The organism is Streptomyces sp. TG1A-8 (genome assembly GCF_030499535.1).
Taxonomy (GTDB): Bacteria; Actinomycetota; Actinomycetes; order Streptomycetales; family Streptomycetaceae; genus Streptomyces.
The window spans coordinates 2,447,791-2,463,503 of sequence record NZ_JASTLB010000001.1; the positions used below are offsets into that span (position 1 = coordinate 2,447,791).

The 15,713-nt window shown below is 71.4% G+C and carries 14 protein-coding genes and 1 riboswitch; of the genes, 11 read left to right on the plus strand and 3 right to left on the minus strand.

The features are described 5' to 3' along the window. Positions 1-39 precede the first annotated feature (39 nt). The gene (locus tag QQY24_RS10240; protein WP_006136266.1) at positions 40-453 is read left to right on the plus strand and encodes an anti-sigma factor; all 414 of its coding nucleotides are present in this window, start codon (positions 40-42) and stop codon (positions 451-453) included. Further along, positions 450-1,544 carry an RNA polymerase sigma factor SigF gene (locus tag QQY24_RS10245; protein WP_301972359.1) on the plus strand — a complete coding sequence of 365 codons (1,095 nt, stop codon included), beginning with the start codon at positions 450-452 and terminating at the stop codon, positions 1,542-1,544. Before QQY24_RS10240 ends, QQY24_RS10245 begins: the two co-directional genes overlap by 4 nt. Position 1,545: 1 nt before the next feature. On the opposite strand, the gene QQY24_RS10250 is transcribed toward QQY24_RS10245, so the two are convergent. Beyond that, a complete protein-coding gene (locus QQY24_RS10250; protein ID WP_301972360.1) occupies positions 1,546-1,998 on the minus strand; it encodes a hypothetical protein in 453 nt (150 codons plus the stop codon). A 136-nt stretch (positions 1,999-2,134) separates the two neighbouring features. On the opposite strand from QQY24_RS10250, the gene QQY24_RS10255 reads away from it, so the two are divergent. Together QQY24_RS10255 and QQY24_RS10260 are read left to right on the plus strand one after the other, a co-directional pair. After that, on the plus strand, positions 2,135-3,103 hold the full coding sequence (locus tag QQY24_RS10255) for a diacylglycerol kinase family protein (RefSeq protein ID WP_301972361.1): 969 nt from the start codon (positions 2,135-2,137) through the stop codon (positions 3,101-3,103). A 321-nt stretch (positions 3,104-3,424) separates the two neighbouring features. Next, positions 3,425-3,682, plus strand: coding sequence for a WhiB family transcriptional regulator (locus QQY24_RS10260; RefSeq protein ID WP_003992873.1), 258 nt, complete (start codon positions 3,425-3,427; stop codon positions 3,680-3,682). 215 nt (positions 3,683-3,897) lie between these two features. On the opposite strand, the gene QQY24_RS10265 is transcribed toward QQY24_RS10260, so the two are convergent. Beyond that, complete coding sequence (locus QQY24_RS10265; RefSeq protein WP_301972362.1) at positions 3,898-5,373, minus strand: sensor histidine kinase; 1,476 nt, start codon at positions 5,371-5,373, stop codon at positions 3,898-3,900. 497 nt (positions 5,374-5,870) lie between these two features. On the opposite strand from QQY24_RS10265, the gene nagB reads away from it, so the two are divergent. The 7 genes from nagB to QQY24_RS10300 all read left to right on the plus strand — a co-directional run bounded on the left by nagB (position 5,871) and on the right by QQY24_RS10300 (position 14,772). Next, complete coding sequence (gene nagB / locus QQY24_RS10270) at positions 5,871-6,656, plus strand: glucosamine-6-phosphate deaminase (RefSeq protein WP_301972363.1); 786 nt, start codon at positions 5,871-5,873, stop codon at positions 6,654-6,656. 177 nt (positions 6,657-6,833) lie between these two features. After that, positions 6,834-7,598, plus strand: a complete 765-nt coding sequence (locus tag QQY24_RS10275) for a GntR family transcriptional regulator (RefSeq protein WP_301972364.1) — start codon at positions 6,834-6,836, stop codon at positions 7,596-7,598. 136 nt (positions 7,599-7,734) lie between these two features. Beyond that, positions 7,735-7,998: a DUF3311 domain-containing protein gene (locus QQY24_RS10280; RefSeq protein ID WP_301972365.1), complete on the plus strand. Its 264-nt coding sequence runs from the start codon at positions 7,735-7,737 to the stop codon at positions 7,996-7,998. After that, positions 7,995-9,605, plus strand: a complete 1,611-nt coding sequence (gene mctP / locus QQY24_RS10285; protein ID WP_301972366.1) for a monocarboxylate uptake permease MctP — start codon at positions 7,995-7,997, stop codon at positions 9,603-9,605. The genes QQY24_RS10280 and mctP overlap by 4 nt, the downstream gene beginning before the upstream one ends. 302 nt (positions 9,606-9,907) lie before the next feature. Then, positions 9,908-10,039: riboswitch (cobalamin riboswitch) on the plus strand. Positions 10,040-10,163: 124 nt separating this feature from the next. Beyond that, positions 10,164-12,536 (plus strand): ribonucleoside-diphosphate reductase subunit alpha, encoded by a 2,373-nt coding sequence (locus QQY24_RS10290; RefSeq protein ID WP_301972367.1) that lies wholly within the window; start codon positions 10,164-10,166, stop codon positions 12,534-12,536. Between the two features lie 56 nt (positions 12,537-12,592). Further along, positions 12,593-13,549: a ribonucleotide-diphosphate reductase subunit beta gene (locus tag QQY24_RS10295; protein ID WP_301976200.1), complete on the plus strand. Its 957-nt coding sequence runs from the start codon at positions 12,593-12,595 to the stop codon at positions 13,547-13,549. A 260-nt stretch (positions 13,550-13,809) separates the two neighbouring features. Then, positions 13,810-14,772 carry a GlxA family transcriptional regulator gene (locus QQY24_RS10300; protein WP_301972368.1) on the plus strand — a complete coding sequence of 321 codons (963 nt, stop codon included), beginning with the start codon at positions 13,810-13,812 and terminating at the stop codon, positions 14,770-14,772. A 275-nt stretch (positions 14,773-15,047) separates the two neighbouring features. Here QQY24_RS10300 and def read toward each other — a convergent pair whose 3' ends face one another. Then, positions 15,048-15,698, minus strand: coding sequence for a peptide deformylase (gene def / locus QQY24_RS10305; protein ID WP_301972369.1), 651 nt, complete (start codon positions 15,696-15,698; stop codon positions 15,048-15,050). Between the last annotated feature and the right edge of the window lie 15 nt (positions 15,699-15,713).

The window sequence follows — 15,713 nt, forward strand, 5'->3', positions numbered from 1 at the left end:
GAAGCTCGTACTACCAGTTTGTACACCATGGAGGTGAGGGTGTCCCAGATCGCAGGCGAGCCCGCGACCCAGGACTTCGTGGAAGTCCGGCTGCCGGCTGCGGGTGCCTACCTGTCGGTGCTGCGGACGGCCACGGCCGGCCTGGCGGCCCGTTTGGACTTCACCCTGGACGAGATCGAGGACCTGCGCATCGCCGTGGACGAGGCCTGCGCGATCCTGCTGCAACAGGCCGTGCCCGGCTCCGTGCTCAGCTGCGTCTTCCGGCTGGTCGACGACTCGCTGGAGGTCACGGTCTCGGCGCCGACCACGGACGGCCACGCCCCCTCGCGGGACACCTTCGCCTGGACCGTGCTCTCGGCCCTCGCGGGCAAGGTCTCGTCCGCCGTCGACGAGGACAGGACCGTGTCGATCAGCCTCTACAAACAGCGCGGCGCGGGCCCCGGGCCGGCGTGAGGAACGGGGATAGGCCGGTGCGGGACGAAGAGCGTGGCACACGGGAGCTGCCGACGCAGGGCGCGGACCCTGCGGACGGTTCCCGACGCATGGCGGACGGCATCGACGGCATCCCCGAGCAGGCCAGGCCGCACCCGGAGGGAGACTCCGCGCAGGCCGGCAGCGACGGTGCCGTGCAGAGCGCGCCCGCGCGGGAGCGTGGCGGGACCGGGTCCCCCTCGCCCCCGGGGGCGAGGGCTCGGGGAAGGGCTACGGGCGGGACGATGAGCGAGCACGAGCGGTACGCCGAGGACGACGCACTGGGCGCGGAGGCCGTGCAGGCCACTCAGCACGACCCCCACGACCGCAGCGGGGCGCGTGCGCTGTTCGTCGAGCTGCGCCGGCTGAACGCGGGCAGCGCGGAGTACGCGGAACTGCGCAACCGGCTGGTCCGCATGCACCTGCCGCTGGTCGAGCACCTGGCCCGTCGCTTCCGCAACCGCGGCGAGCCGCTGGACGACCTCACCCAGGTCGCCACGATCGGTCTGATCAAGTCCGTCGACCGCTTCGACCCGGAGCGCGGCGTGGAGTTCTCCACGTACGCCACCCCGACCGTCGTCGGCGAGATCAAGCGGCACTTCCGCGACAAGGGCTGGGCGGTCCGCGTGCCGCGCCGCCTGCAGGAGCTGCGGCTGTCGCTGACCACGGCGACGGCGGAGCTGTCCCAGTTGCACGGCCGCTCCCCCACGGTGCACGAGTTGGCGGAGAAGCTGGCCATCTCCGAGGAGGAGGTCCTGGAGGGCCTGGAGTCCGCGAACGCGTACTCGACGCTGTCGCTGGACGTCCCCGACACCGACGACGAGTCGCCGGCGGTCGCCGACACCCTGGGCGCCGAGGACGAGGCGCTGGAGGGCGTGGAGTACCGCGAGTCGCTCAAGCCGCTGCTGGAGGACCTGCCGCCGCGCGAGAAGCGGATCCTGCTGCTGCGCTTCTTCGGGAACATGACCCAGTCGCAGATCGCGCAGGAGGTCGGCATCTCCCAGATGCACGTCTCCCGGCTGCTGGCCCGCACGCTGGCCCAGCTGCGCGAGAAGCTCCTCGTCGAGGAGTGAGCTACCCGGTCCGGCCCGGCCCCTTGATGCCGAGGGCCCGGGTCGTCTCCCCGTTGACGAGGAGCACCAGCGCCGCCACGGCGACGACCGCGAGGGCGATGCCGACCGGGATGGCCATGCTGTCGGCCTTGAGCAGGCTGTAGGCCACCGGAAGGGCCATGACCTGCGTGATCACCGCGGGGCCGCGGCTCCAGCCGCGGCGCAGCAGCAGCCCGCGCGCGGCGAGCAGCGGCAGCAGCGCGAGCACGACCAGGGTGACGCCCAGGGTCACGGCCTGCTGCCGGTCGTCCGGGGCCCCGGTGAGGCCGAGGACGAGCACCCACAGGCCGCCGGCCACCAGGGCGGTCCCCTCGGCCGCGGCCAGGGCGGCCGCGTACGTCAGCCGGCGCGGGCGCGGCTGCGCGGCCACGGTGTCGGCGGCGGTGTCCGGGGCGGGGTTTCGCTCACTGCTCACCCCAGAAGGGTAGCCCCGCACCCCCGGACGCCGCCTTCGCCCCGCAGCCGCGCACGTCCCGGTTCACGCTCCGCTTCCCCACCGGATCCCCTCCTCGGACTGGGCCGGGTACCTGCCAGTAGGTACGCTGCCCTGCATGCGTGCACTTCTCGTGGTCAATCCGGCGGCAACCACCACAAGCGCACGCAGGCGTGACGTGCTGATCCACGCGCTGGCCAGCGAGATGAAGCTGGAGGCCGTCACCACCGAGTACCGCGGCCACGCACGCGACCTGGGCCGGCAGGCGGCCGAGAGCGACGACATCGACATGGTGGTGGCCCTCGGCGGCGACGGCACCGTGAACGAGGTGGTCAACGGTCTGCTGCACGCCGGGCCCGCCCCGGAGCGCCTGCCCGGTCTCGCCGTGGTCCCGGGCGGCTCCACCAACGTCTTCGCCCGCGCCCTGGGCCTGCCCAACGATCCGGTCGAGGCCACCGGCGCCCTGCTGGACGCCCTGCGCGAGGGCCGGGAGCGGATCGTCGGCCTCGGGCTGACCTCGGGCACGCCCGGCACCGAGGACGAGGCGGTGCCGTCCCGCTGGTTCACCTTCAACGCGGGGCTGGGTTTCGACGCCGGCGTGGTCGGCCGGGTCGAGCAGCACCGCGAGCGCGGCAAGAAGTCGACGCACGCGCTGTACGTCCGCCAGGTGGTCCGGCAGTTCCTCGGCGAGCCCCACCGCCGGCACGGCACGATCACCCTGGAACGGCCCGGCGCCGGTCCCGTCACCGGCCTCGTTGTCGCCATAGTCTCGAACACGTCCCCTTGGACCTATCTCGGCAATCGCCCGATGTACACGTCGCCTAAGGCGTCGTTCGATAAAGGCATCGACGTGCTCGGCCTCAGCCGCCTTTCCACCGCCGCGGTTGCCCGGTATGGCACCCAGTTGCTCACTTCGTCCCCCGAGCGCGGACCCCACGGCAAGCACGCCGTCTCACTGCACGACCTGGATCACTTCACCTTGCATTCGAAGGTGCCCCTGCCCCTTCAGATGGACGGCGACCACCTCGGACTGCGTAAGAGCGTGACGTTCACAGGCGTACGCCGTGCACTGCGTGTGATTGTGTGAGCGGAACGGGCGAAAGTCCTTTCACTCGAACGTTTAGGCCAGGGTGCACCCCATGGAAGTACGGCTGTGACCTAGTCGACACCGAGGAATCAAAAAAAATCTTCCGGAAGGGGTTGTATCCGCCGCTGAGGTTTGCAAGTCTCTACGTGGCGATCGGGACGGCCCGCAACACCGGCCTCCACTGATCACCGGAAACCCTCTTCAATCCTCAGGACCACGCCGGGGAAGACTCGGCGATCGGCCCTTCACTTGTTGAGGGATTCGTGAAAGCGTTCACATTCACAAGCAATCCGCACGTAATACCAAGGAGAGGTAGCAGCCATGGACTGGCGTCACAACGCCGTTTGCCGCGAGGAAGACCCCGAGCTCTTCTTCCCCATCGGCAACACCGGTCCTGCGCTGCTGCAGATCGAGGAAGCCAAGGCCGTCTGCCGTCGCTGCCCGGTGATCGAGCAGTGTCTGCAGTGGGCGCTCGAGTCCGGCCAGGACTCCGGCGTCTGGGGTGGTCTCAGCGAGGACGAGCGCCGCGCCATGAAGCGCCGCGCCGCCCGCAACCGGGCCCGTCAGGCCTCCGCCTGACACTCCCACCCCTGCTGACAGCCTGAGCTTGGCGGCGCGCACAGCACGTACGCATCTCCCGCCCCCGAGCCGCAGCGCGCAGTATCCCCCGATGCGCAAGCTTCGAGCTTAAGCCCCGGACCACCCAGTGGTCCGGGGCTCAACGCTGTGCGCGCCCCCTCCGGTGAGCTCGCGGCAGGCCTTGGCCCGACGGCACGCGCCACTGGCGGGGCCCGCTACTTCTGCGCCTGCACCGGAACGTCGAGGATCACCCGGGTCCCCCGCTCCGGCGCCGGGACCATGTCGAAGGTGCCGCCCAGTTCGCCCTCCACCAGGGTCCGGACGATCTGCAGGCCGAGGTTGCCCGAGCGGTGCGGATCGAATCCCTCGGGCAGGCCGACGCCGTCGTCCTGGACGGTGACGAGGAGGCGGGCTTCCTTGGCGGTGCCGCCGCGTACCGCGGAGACCTCGACCGTGCCGGTGTCGCCCTCGCGGAAGCCGTGCTCCAGGGCGTTCTGCAGGATTTCGGTGAGGACCATCGACAGCGGGGTGGCGACCTCGGCGTCGAGTATGCCGAACCGTCCGCTGCGCCGGCCGGCCACCTTGCCCGGGGAGATCTCGGCGACCATCGCGAGGACGCGGTCGGCGATGTCGTCGAACTCCACGCGCTCGTCCAGGTTCTGAGACAGCGTCTCATGCACGATCGCGATGGAGCCGACCCGCCGGACGGCCTCCTCCAGGGCCTCCCGGCCGCGCTCGGAGTCGATGCGCCGGGCCTGCAGGCGCAGCAGGGCCGCGACGGTCTGCAGGTTGTTCTTCACCCGGTGGTGGATCTCCCGGATGGTGGCGTCCTTGGTGATCAGTTCGCGTTCGCGGCGGCGCAGTTCGGTGACGTCCCGGAGCAGCACCAGGGAACCGATGCGGGCACCCTTGGGCTTGAGCGGGATGGCGCGGAACTGGATCACCCCGTCGTGGGCCTCGATCTCGAACTCGCGCGGCGCCCAGCCGCTGGCCACCTTGGCGAGCGCCTCGTCCACCGGACCGCGGGTGGGGGCGAGTTCCGCGGTGGTCCGCCCCAGGTGGTGGCCGACCAGGTCGGCGGCCAGTCCCATGCGGTGGTAGGCGGACAGCGCGTTCGGGGAGGCGTACTGGACGATGCCGTCCGCGTCCAGCCGGATCAGGCCGTCGCCGACGCGCGGCGAGGCGTCCATGTCGACCTGCTGGTTCGGGAACGGGAAGGAGCCGGCCGCGATCATCTGCGCCAGGTCGGAGGCGCTCTGCAGGTAGGTCAGCTCCAGGCGGCTCGGGGTGCGGACGGTCAGCAGGTTGGTGTTGCGGGCGATGACGCCGAGGACGCGGCCCTCACGCCGCACGGGGATCGACTCGATCCGGACGGGGACCTCCTCGCGCCACTCCGGGTCGCCCTCGCGCACGATCCGGCCCTCGTCCAGCGCCGCGTCCAGCATAGGCCGCCGGCCGCGCGGGACGAGGTGGCCGACCATGTCGTCCTGGTAGGAGGTCGGGCCGGTGTTCGGGCGCATCTGGGCGACCGAGACGTACCGGGTGCCGTCGCGGGTGGGCACCCACAGGACCAGGTCGGCGAAGGAGAGGTCGGAGAGCAGTTGCCACTCGGAGACCAGCAGGTGGAGCCACTCGAGGCCGGAGTCGTCGAGGGCGGTGTGCTGGCGGACCAGTTCGTTCATGGAGGGCACGTCTGCGAGCGTACCCGGGGGCCGCGGGCGGCCGAGAAACACCCGCGGGCCGCGGCGCCTGGGAGGGACCCTCAACCCACCCGGCACCGCAGCCCGGAGCATCATCGGCCGCGGGGTGTGCGGTCCCGGTCGGCCGAAGGTCGAGGAGCCGGGGCAGTCAGGGCAGAGAGCTCCGGTTCCTCGTCCGCCTTCCTGTGCGGGGAAGGCGGAGGCTTTTCAATTTTCCCCTACGCATTGTGGACTGGACCAGAGGAGGTGTCCATGCGCCGGAAGGCACGTGTCGGGGCGGTCGGCGCGCGGTACTCCGGCACGCGGTGTCCCGAAGCCTAGCCCGCCGGGGGCGGCCGCGGCACCGGACGGCCGGGGCGGCTTCCGCCGGGGCCGGGCGCGGTGCCCCTCCTGCGCCGCGATCCGGCCCCCGGCTTCTGTTAGATTGGTCTAAACCACATGGACATGTTCCCCCGACCTCCAGCCCTCTCCAGAACGGCAGGCCCAGCGTGGAAGTAGTCATCGTTCCGGACGCGGCCGCGGGCGGCGAGCTGATCGCCGAGGCCACGGCCCAGCTGCTGCGGCGCAAGCCCGACGCCCTACTCGGCGTGGCCACCGGCTCCACCCCGCTGCCCGTCTACCGGGCGCTGGCCGCCAAGGTGCGCGCCGGTGCGGTGGACACCTCGCGGGTGCGGATCGCGCAGCTCGACGAGTACGTGGGGCTGCCCGCCGAGCATCCCGAGTCCTACCGCTCGGTGCTGCGCCGGGAGGTGCTGGAGCCGCTGGGGATCGGCATGGACGCGTTCCTGGGGCCGGACGGCACGGCCGAGGACGTGCAGGCGGCGTGCGAGGCGTACGACCGGGCGCTCGCCGAGGCCGGCGGTGTCGACCTGCAGCTGCTCGGGATCGGGACGGACGGGCACATCGGGTTCAACGAGCCGTGCTCCTCCCTCGCCTCGCGCACCCGGATCAAGACGCTGACCGAGCAGACCCGCCTCGACAACGCGCGCTTCTTCGGCGGCGACGTCGAGCAGGTGCCGCACCACGTCATCACCCAGGGCATCGGCACCATCCTGGAGGCCCGGCACCTGGTGCTGCTCGCGACCGGCGAGGGCAAGGCGGACGCGGTCGCGGCCACCGTCGAGGGCCCGGTCGCGGCCGTGTGCCCCGCCTCCGCGCTCCAGCTGCACCCGCACGCCACGGTCGTCGCCGACGAGGCCGCCGCGTCCAAGCTGAAGCTGGCCGACTACTTCCGGCACACCTACGCCAACAAGCCCCGCTGGCAGGGGATCTAGGGGCTCCGGCGCGTCCCGGCCGGGTCCGGTGGACTAGACCAACAGCGGGCGCACCGGTATATAGAGGAGATCACGGAGCGTGCGGGGTGAAGTCCTGACACGCGCAGCCGTGCCACGATGTGAGCCGTGGCCGATGCAGGTCGGTCGCTTCGGCATCCGGAGCCGGGAAGGCAGAGCATGAGCACCGACGTCAGCAGCGCGGGGACCGAGGCCGGCACGCCCGTCCGTACCGCGCGCGTGCCGAAGTACTACCGTCTGAAGAAACATCTGCTCGACATGACGGAGACGCAGGCACCGGGCACGCCGGTCCCGCCCGAGCGCACGCTGGCCGCGGAGTTCGACACCTCCCGCACGACCGTCCGCCAGGCCCTGCAGGAACTCGTGGTGGAGGGCCGGCTCGAACGGATCCAGGGCAAGGGCACCTTCGTCGCCAAGCCGAAGGTGTCCCAGTCGCTCCAGCTCACCTCCTACACCGAGGACATGCGCGCCCAGGGCCTGGAGCCCACCTCCCAGCTGCTGGACGTCGGGTACGTCACCGCCGACGACCGGCTGGCCGAGCTGCTCGACATCACGACCGGCGGGCGCGTGCTGCGCATCGAGCGGCTGCGCATGGCCAACGGGGAGCCGATGGCCATCGAGACCACCCACCTCTCGGCCAAGCGCTTCCCGGCCCTGCGCAGGTCGCTCGTGAAGTACACGTCGCTCTACACCGCGCTCGCCGAGGTCTACGACGTCCACCTCGCCGAGGCCGAGGAGATCATCGAGACCTCCTTGGCCACCCCGCGGGAGGCGGGCCTGCTCGGCACCGACGTGGGCCTGCCGATGCTGATGCTCTCCCGCCACTCCCTGGACCGCGAGGGCAAGCCGGTGGAGTGGGTGCGGTCGGTGTACCGGGGCGACCGGTACAAGTTCGTCGCGCGCCTCAAGCGCCCGGTGGAGTGAGCCGGGGCCGCCCCGCGCACGGCCGCCCCGGAAATCCGCATACCGATATGCGGACCAGGTCTTCCGCTCCCGGGACACCGTCACCTAGATTGCCTGCGCATTGCACCGCAGATCAACCAGGGGACGGAGCCGTGGGATGTCCGGAACACCAGAAGTGAGACCACCGGTGGTGACACCGGTCCGCGTGATCATCGGCCTGTGTCTCGTCGCACCCTTCGTGGCGATGCTGTGGGTCGGCTCCTACGCCAAGACCGGGCCCGGGTTCATCGGCATCCCGTTCTTCTACTGGTACCAGATGCTCTGGGTGCTGATCTCCACCGCGCTCACGATGCTCGCGTACCAGCTCTGGCAGCGCGACCAGCGCTCCCGCACCTCCGGGAAGGGGGGTGACGCGCGGTGAAGGACGGCGTCAACGGCGTCGCCCTCGGCGTCTTCGTCTTCTTCTTCCTGGCCGTGACGGTCGTGGGCTTCCTGGCCGCCCGCTGGCGCCGGGCCGAGAACGAGCACTCCCTGGACGAGTGGGGCCTGGGCGGCCGGTCGTTCGGCACCTGGATCACCTGGTTCCTGCTCGGTGGTGACCTGTACACGGCGTACACCTTCGTGGCCGTGCCGGCGGCAATCTACGCGGCCGGCGCGTCGGGCTTCTTCGCGGTGCCGTACACGATCCTGGTGTACCCGCTGATCTTCACCTTCCTGCCCCGCCTGTGGTCGGTCTCGCACCGCCACGGCTACGTGACGACCTCCGACTTCGTGCGCGGGCGGTTCGGCTCCAAGAGCCTGTCCCTGGCGGTGGCGCTGACCGGCATCCTCGCGACCATGCCGTACATCGCGCTGCAACTGGTGGGCATCCAGTCGGTGCTGGACGTCATGGGCGTGGGCGGCGGCGAGGACACCAACTGGTTCGTGAAGGACCTGCCGCTGCTGATCGCCTTCGGCGTGCTGGCGGCGTACACCTACTCCTCGGGCCTGCGCGCCCCCGCCCTGATCGCGTTCGTCAAGGACGCCCTGATCTACATCGTCATCGCGGTGGCGATCATCTACATCCCGATCAAGCTGGGCGGGTTCGACGACGTCTTCGCCAAGGCGGGCGAGAAGTTCACCACGACGGGCGTGGGCGGTGTCGTGCCGGCCCCGGCGGGCCAGTGGACGTACGCCACGCTGGCGCTCGGCTCGGCCCTGGCGCTGTTCATGTACCCGCACTCGATCACCGCGACCCTGTCGTCCAGGAGCCGTGAGGTGATCCGCCGCAACACCACGATCCTGCCGCTGTACTCCCTCATGCTGGGCCTGCTGGCGCTCCTGGGCTTCATGGCGATCGCGGCCGGGGTGAAGGTCGCCAACGGGCAGCTCGCCATCCCGCAGCTGTTCGAGAACATGTTCCCGGACTGGTTCGCGGGCGTGGCCTTCGCGGCCATCGGCATCGGCGCCCTGGTCCCCGCGGCCATCATGTCCATCGCGGCGGCCAACCTCTTCACCCGCAACATCTACAAGGACTTCATCAAGCCGGACGCGACGGCGAAGGAGGAGACCCGGGTCTCCAAGATCGTGTCCCTGCTGGTGAAGGTCGGCGCGCTGGTCTTCGTCCTCACCATGGACAAGACGGTCGCCATCAACTTCCAGTTGCTGGGCGGCATCTGGATCCTGCAGACCTTCCCGGCCCTGGTCGGAGGCCTGTTCACCCGCTGGTTCCACCGCTGGGCGCTGCTCGCCGGCTGGGCCGTCGGCATGGTGTACGGCACGGTCGCCGCCTACGGGGTGGCCTCGCCCACGCAGAAGCACTTCGGCGGCTCGGCGAAGGAGATCCCGGGCATCGGCGAGATCGGCTACATCGGCCTCACCGCCTTCGTCCTGAACGTCCTCGTCTCCGCGGTCCTCACCCTCGTCCTCCGGGCCGTCAAGGCCCCCGAGGGCGTCGACGAGACCAGCCCCGCCGACTACACGGCGGACTCCGGCGACCCGGGCGTCCGGTCGGAGCTTCCGCCGGTCACCGCGGGCAACGTGCACTGACCCCACCCGAACCACCCGCGGCGGGCCGCCGGAAAGCAGGACACCGGCGGCCCGCCGTCGTGTCCGCCCGCCCCGCGGCCCCCGCCATCCGGCGCGGGCGGCCGCCGGGCGCCGCGCCCGGGACACCCGGGGCCGCGTGCCCCGTCCCGTCGGCCCGGCGCGCCGCGCACGCCGCCGAACGCGCCCGGGACCCGCTCCCGCGGGCCGGCGGCATCCGCCCGCCCGCCCGCGAGCTGACCCTCTGAAGCCACCGTGACACACAAACAGACACAACATCTGGGGGTGACGCGGCGCCCCGGCACTAGATGTATGCTCATGCTCGCTGTCGCCGCAGGGGAATCCGGTGTGAATCCGGAACTGTCCCGCAACGGTGTACCCGCGTGTTCCCGCACGCCCGTCCAGTCCGAGGACCTGCCGGCAGCGCACCCGGCCGTCCGGTCCGGGTGCCCTGAGACGTCCGGGCCTCGTGGAGTGGGCCGGTGGACGCGGCGCCGTGCGCGCTCGTGCTCCCTCCTGCCCTCCGCCTGGCCCCGGCGCCGAGCGAGGGAGAGCCCCCACGTGACCATCGCGCCAGCCGATCCGGCTTCAGCCACCCGGGCGACCGGGGTTCCGGTGGAGACCGACGGCCCCGGTGCCGCACTGCTGCGGACCCTGACCGAACTGACCGCCGACCTCCCCGACGCCGACCCCGGCCGGGTCGCCGCCGCCGCGCTGCGCGGCCGGTCCGCGCGGGCCGACGGGGCGGAGCTGCGCGAGCTGGCCACGGAGGTGGCCGCCGGCCTGATCCCCGAGGACCCGGCCTACTCGAAGCTGGCCGCCCGCCTGCTGACCCTCGCCATCCGCGCGGAGGCCGCCTCGCAGGGCGTCACCGGCTTCGCGCGGTCCGTCGCCGTCGGGCACCGCGAAGGCCTCATCGCCGACCGCACGGCCGCGTTCGTACGACTGCACGCGGCCCGGCTGGACGCGCTGGTCGACCCGCACGCCGACGACCGCTTCGGCTACTTCGGCCTGCGCACCCTGCACAGCCGCTACCTGCTGCGGCACCCGATCACCCGCAAGGTCGTCGAGACGCCCCAGCACTTCATGCTGCGCGTCGCCGCCGGCCTCGCCGAGGACGACACCGCGCGCTCCGTCGACGAGGTCGCCGCGCTCTACACGCTCATGAGCCGCCTCGACTACCTCCCCTCCTCCCCCACGCTCTTCAACTCCGGCACCCGGCACCCCCAGATGTCGTCCTGCTACCTCCTGGACTCCCCGCTGGACCGGCTGGACTCCCTCTACGACCGGTACCACCAGGTCGCCCGGCTCTCCAAGCACGCCGGCGGCATCGGACTGTCCTACTCCCGCATCCGCTCGCGCGGTTCGCTGATCCGCGGCACCAACGGGCACTCCAACGGCATCGTCCCGTTCCTGAAGACCCTGGACGCCTCGGTGGCCGCCGTGAACCAGGGCGGCCGGCGCAAGGGCGCCGCCGCGGTGTACCTGGAGACCTGGCACTCCGACATCGAGGAGTTCCTGGAGCTGCGCGACAACACCGGTGAGGACGCCCGCCGCACGCACAACCTGAACCTCGCGCACTGGGTCCCCGACGAGTTCATGCGCCGGGTCGGCGCCGACGCGCCGTGGTCGCTGTTCTCCCCCTCGGACGTGCCGGAACTGGTGGACCTGTGGGGCGAGGAGTTCGACGCCGCCTACCGCGCCGCCGAGCGCGCGGGCCTCGCGAGGAAGACCCTCCCGGCCCGCGACCTGTACGGCCGCATGATGCGCACCCTGGCGCAGACCGGCAACGGCTGGATGACCTTCAAGGACGCCGCCAACCGCACCGCCAACCAGACCGCCGAGTCGGGCCACGTCGTCCACTCCTCCAACCTGTGCACCGAGATCCTGGAGGTCACGGACGACGGGGAGACGGCGGTCTGCAACCTGGGGTCCGTGAACCTGGGCGCCTTCGTCACCGGCGACGGCATCGACTGGGAGCGGCTGGACGAGACGGTCCGCACGGCGGTCACCTTCCTGGACCGCGTCATCGACGTCAACTTCTACCCGACCGAGCAGGCGGGCCGCTCCAACGCCAGGTGGCGCCCGGTGGGCCTGGGCGTGATGGGCCTGCAGGACGTCTTCTTCAAGCTGCGCCTGCCCTTCGACTCCCCCGGGGCCAGGGCCCTGTCGACGCGGATCGCCGAGCGGATCATGCTCGCCGCGTACGAGGCCTCCGCCGACCTCGCCGAGCGCGGCGGCCCGCTGCCGGCCTGGGAGAAGACCCGTACGGCCCGGGGCGTCCTGCACCCCGACCACTACGGCGTCGCGTTCGCCTGGCCCGAGCGCTGGGCCGCGCTGCGCGAGCGGATCGCCTCGGTCGGCCTGCGCAACTCCCTGCTCCTGGCCATCGCGCCGACCGCCACCATCGCCTCCATCGCGGGGGTCTACGAGTGCATCGAGCCGCAGGTCTCCAACCTGTTCAAGCGCGAGACGCTGTCCGGTGAGTTCCTCCAGGTCAACTCGTACCTCGTGCAGGACCTCAAGGATCTGGGCGTGTGGGACGCGCACACCCGTGAGGCGCTGCGCGACTCGGGCGGCTCGGTGCAGGACCTCGCCCGGATCCCCGAGGACGTGCGCCGGCTGTACCGCACGGCGTGGGAGATCCCGCAGCGCGGCCTGATCGACATGGCCGCGGCCCGCACGCCGTTCCTGGACCAGGCCCAGTCCCTGAACCTGTTCCTGGAGACGCCGACCATCGGCAAGCTCTCCTCGATGTACGCCTACGCCTGGAAGTCGGGCCTGAAGACGACGTACTACCTGCGCTCGCGCCCGGCGACGCGGATCGCCCGTGCGGCCCGGGCGCAGGCCGCCGCCCCCGCCCGGCCGGCGGCCGACCCCGAGGCCGTCGTCTGCTCCCTGGAAAACCCCGAGTCCTGCGAGGCCTGCCAGTGACGACCACCCGTACCGCCCGCCTGCTCGACCCGGGCTTCGAACTGACCCTGCGCCCGATGCGCTACCCGGACTTCTACGAGCGCTACCGGGACGCCATCAAGAACACCTGGACCGTCGAGGAGGTCGACCTCCACTCGGACGTCGCCGACCTCGCCCGGCTGACGCCGGCCGAGCAGCACCTGATCGGCCGCCTGGTGGCCTTCTTCGCGACGGGCGACTCGATCGTCGCGAACAACCTGGTGCTGACCCTCTACAAGCACATCAACTCCCCGGAGGCGCGCCTGTACCTGTCGCGCCAGCTGTTCGAGGAGGCCGTGCACGTCCAGTTCTACCTGACGCTGCTGGACACCTACCTGCCCGACCCGGACGACCGCGCCGCCGCCTTCGCGGCCGTCGAGAACATCCCGTCGATCCGCGAGAAGGCCGGGTTCTGCTTCCGGTGGATCAACGAGGTCGAGAAGCTGGAACGCCTGGAGACGAAGGCGGACCGGCGCCGCTTCCTGCTGAACCTGATCTGCTTCGCGGCGTGCATCGAGGGGTTGTTCTTCTACGGCGCCTTCGCGTACGTCTACTGGTTCCGCAGCCGGGGCCTGCTGCACGGTCTGGCCACGGGCACCAACTGGGTGTTCCGCGACGAGACCATGCACATGTCCTTCGCCTTCGACGTGGTCGACACTGTCCGCAAGGAGGAGCCGGACCTCTTCGACGACCGGCTCCGGCAGCAGGTCACCGACATGCTCCGGGAGGCCGTCGAGGCCGAGCTGCGGTTCGCGCGCGACCTGTGCGGTGACGGCCTGCCGGGCATGAACACCGAGTCGATGCGGCAGTACCTGGAGTGCGTCGCCGACCAGCGCCTCACGCGCCTGGGCTTCGCCCCGGTGTACGGCTCGGAGAACCCGTTCGCCTTCATGGAGCTGCAGGGCGTTCAGGAGCTGACCAACTTTTTCGAGCGGCGTCCCTCGGCGTACCAGGTGGCGGTGGAGGGCACCGTCGACCTGGACGAGGACTTCTGATCCCCACCGCCTTCGGGTGATGCCGCCCGGGCCTCCTGGGCCTCCCTTATCCGCCGGTCCACGCGCCTGTCGCGCAGGGCACCGAGCACGGACGGGAGGGCCAGGAGGACCAGGATGCCGAACGTGACGAGCATGCCGATCAGGCCTTCGATCTGGTTTCCGTTCATGGACACCACTGTCGCGCCGGACGGTCCTGTCCGGGAGTGGCAGGACTGCCGTACCACCTCGATTTACTGCCAGTGGTGCGGCACACTGGCAGCATGCTGAAGAACGTGGCCGCCGTGCTGCTGGACGGAGCGCACCCCTTCGAACTGGGCGTGGTCTGCGAGGTGTTCGGGATCGACCGCAGCGACGAGGGCCTGCCGGTGTACGACTTCGCCGTGGTCTCCGCCGAGGGCCCCGCCCTGGGCACCCACTGCGGGTTCACGGTGTCGACGCCGTACGGCCTGGAACGGCTGGAGGAGGCCGACCTGATAGCCGTGCCGGCCGGCGACGGTTACGCGGAGCGGGAGTACCCCGAGGAGCTGCTGGACGCCCTGCGGCGGGCCGTCGACCGCGGTGCCCGGGTGCTCAGCGTCTGCTCCGGGGTGTTCGTGCTGGCCGCCGCCGGGCTGCTGGACGGGCGGCGGTGCGCGGTGCACTGGCACCACGTCGAGCAGCTCGCCCGGCGCCATCCGCGGCTGACCGTCGAGCCGGACGTGCTCTACGTCGACGCGGACCCGGTGATCACCTCCGCCGGCACCGCGGCCGGCATCGACGCCTGCCTGCACCTGGTCCGCAAGGAACAGGGCCCGGAGGTCGCCAACAAGATCGCCCGGCGGATGGTGGTGCCGCCGCACCGGGACGGCGGCCAGGCGCAGTACGTCGAACGGCCGCTGCCGAGGGCGTCCTGCGACACCGTGGGAGAGGTGCTGGTGTGGATGGAGGAGCACCTGGACCAGGAGGTCACCGTCGAACAGCTCGCCGCCCGCGCCCACATGGCGCCGCGCACCTTCGCGCGCCGCTTCCAGCAGGAGACCGGAACCACGCCGTACCGCTGGATCCTGCGCCAGCGGGTGCTGCTGGCGCAGGAGCTGCTGGAGGGCACCGACGAGACCATGGACGCGATCGCCGCGCGCACCGGGTTCGGCACCGCGGCCGCGCTGCGCCACCAGTTCGTCCGCGCGCTGGGCACCACCCCGAACGGCTACCGGCGCGCGTTCCGCGGCCCCCGGGCCGCCTGAGCGCGCGCCGGTGCCGGCGGGCCCCGCCCACCGGAGCACGGGCTTCAGCACCAGCCCGTGCGGGGAAGCGTGCACGAGCGCTCCCCCCTCGGCCGCAGGGCGGCGCGCACCCCTCCGTGCCGGACGCGCGCCGTCGCGTGTCCCCGCGCCCGTCTCGTTCGGCACCACAACCGGTCGCCGTGGGAACGGAGATGAACGGCGCCCCACCGGGAGGGATCCCGGCGGGGCGCCGCGGGCCGGCACCGGAGCGCGTCGTGACCGCTCCGGCGCGGGTCTCAGTCGTTCGGGACCACGGGGTAGCGCGGCTCGTTCTCGGCCATCTGCCGCAGGGCGTCCTTGCGTTCGCGCTTGGACAGGCGGTCGATGTAGAGGTGTCCGTACAGGTGGTCCGTCTCGTGCTGCAGGCAGCGGGCGAAGTAACCGGTGCCGCGGACCCTGATCGGGTTGCCCTTCTCGTCCTGGCCGGTCACCTCGGCGTAGTCCGGGCGCGCGAGCGGTGCGTACGCCGTCGGCACGGACAGGCAGCCCTCGTTGCTGTCGTCCAGCCGGCGCCTGTCGGCGGGCAGTTCGACCAGCCTGGGGTTGCAGACCACGCCGACGTGCCGGACGCCCTCGTCGTCGGGGCAGTCGTAGACGAAGACCTTCAGGTCGACCCCGATCTGGTTGGCGGCCAGGCCCACGCCCTCGGCGGTGCGCTGGCTGGCGAACATGTCCGCGACCAGCCGGTCCAGTTCCTCGCCGAACTCGGTGACGTCCTCGCACTCCTTGTGCAGGACCGGGTTGCCGACGACCGTGATCGGCCGCGAGGTGCCGCGCTCGCGCCAGGCCTTCTCGCGCTCCTCGCAGTCCTCCGTGTCGACGACGTAGCCCTCGTCGTCGACGGGGAGCACGCCCGCGTGCTGCTGATCGGTGTCCTGCTGCGCCATGACCGACGTATGCCT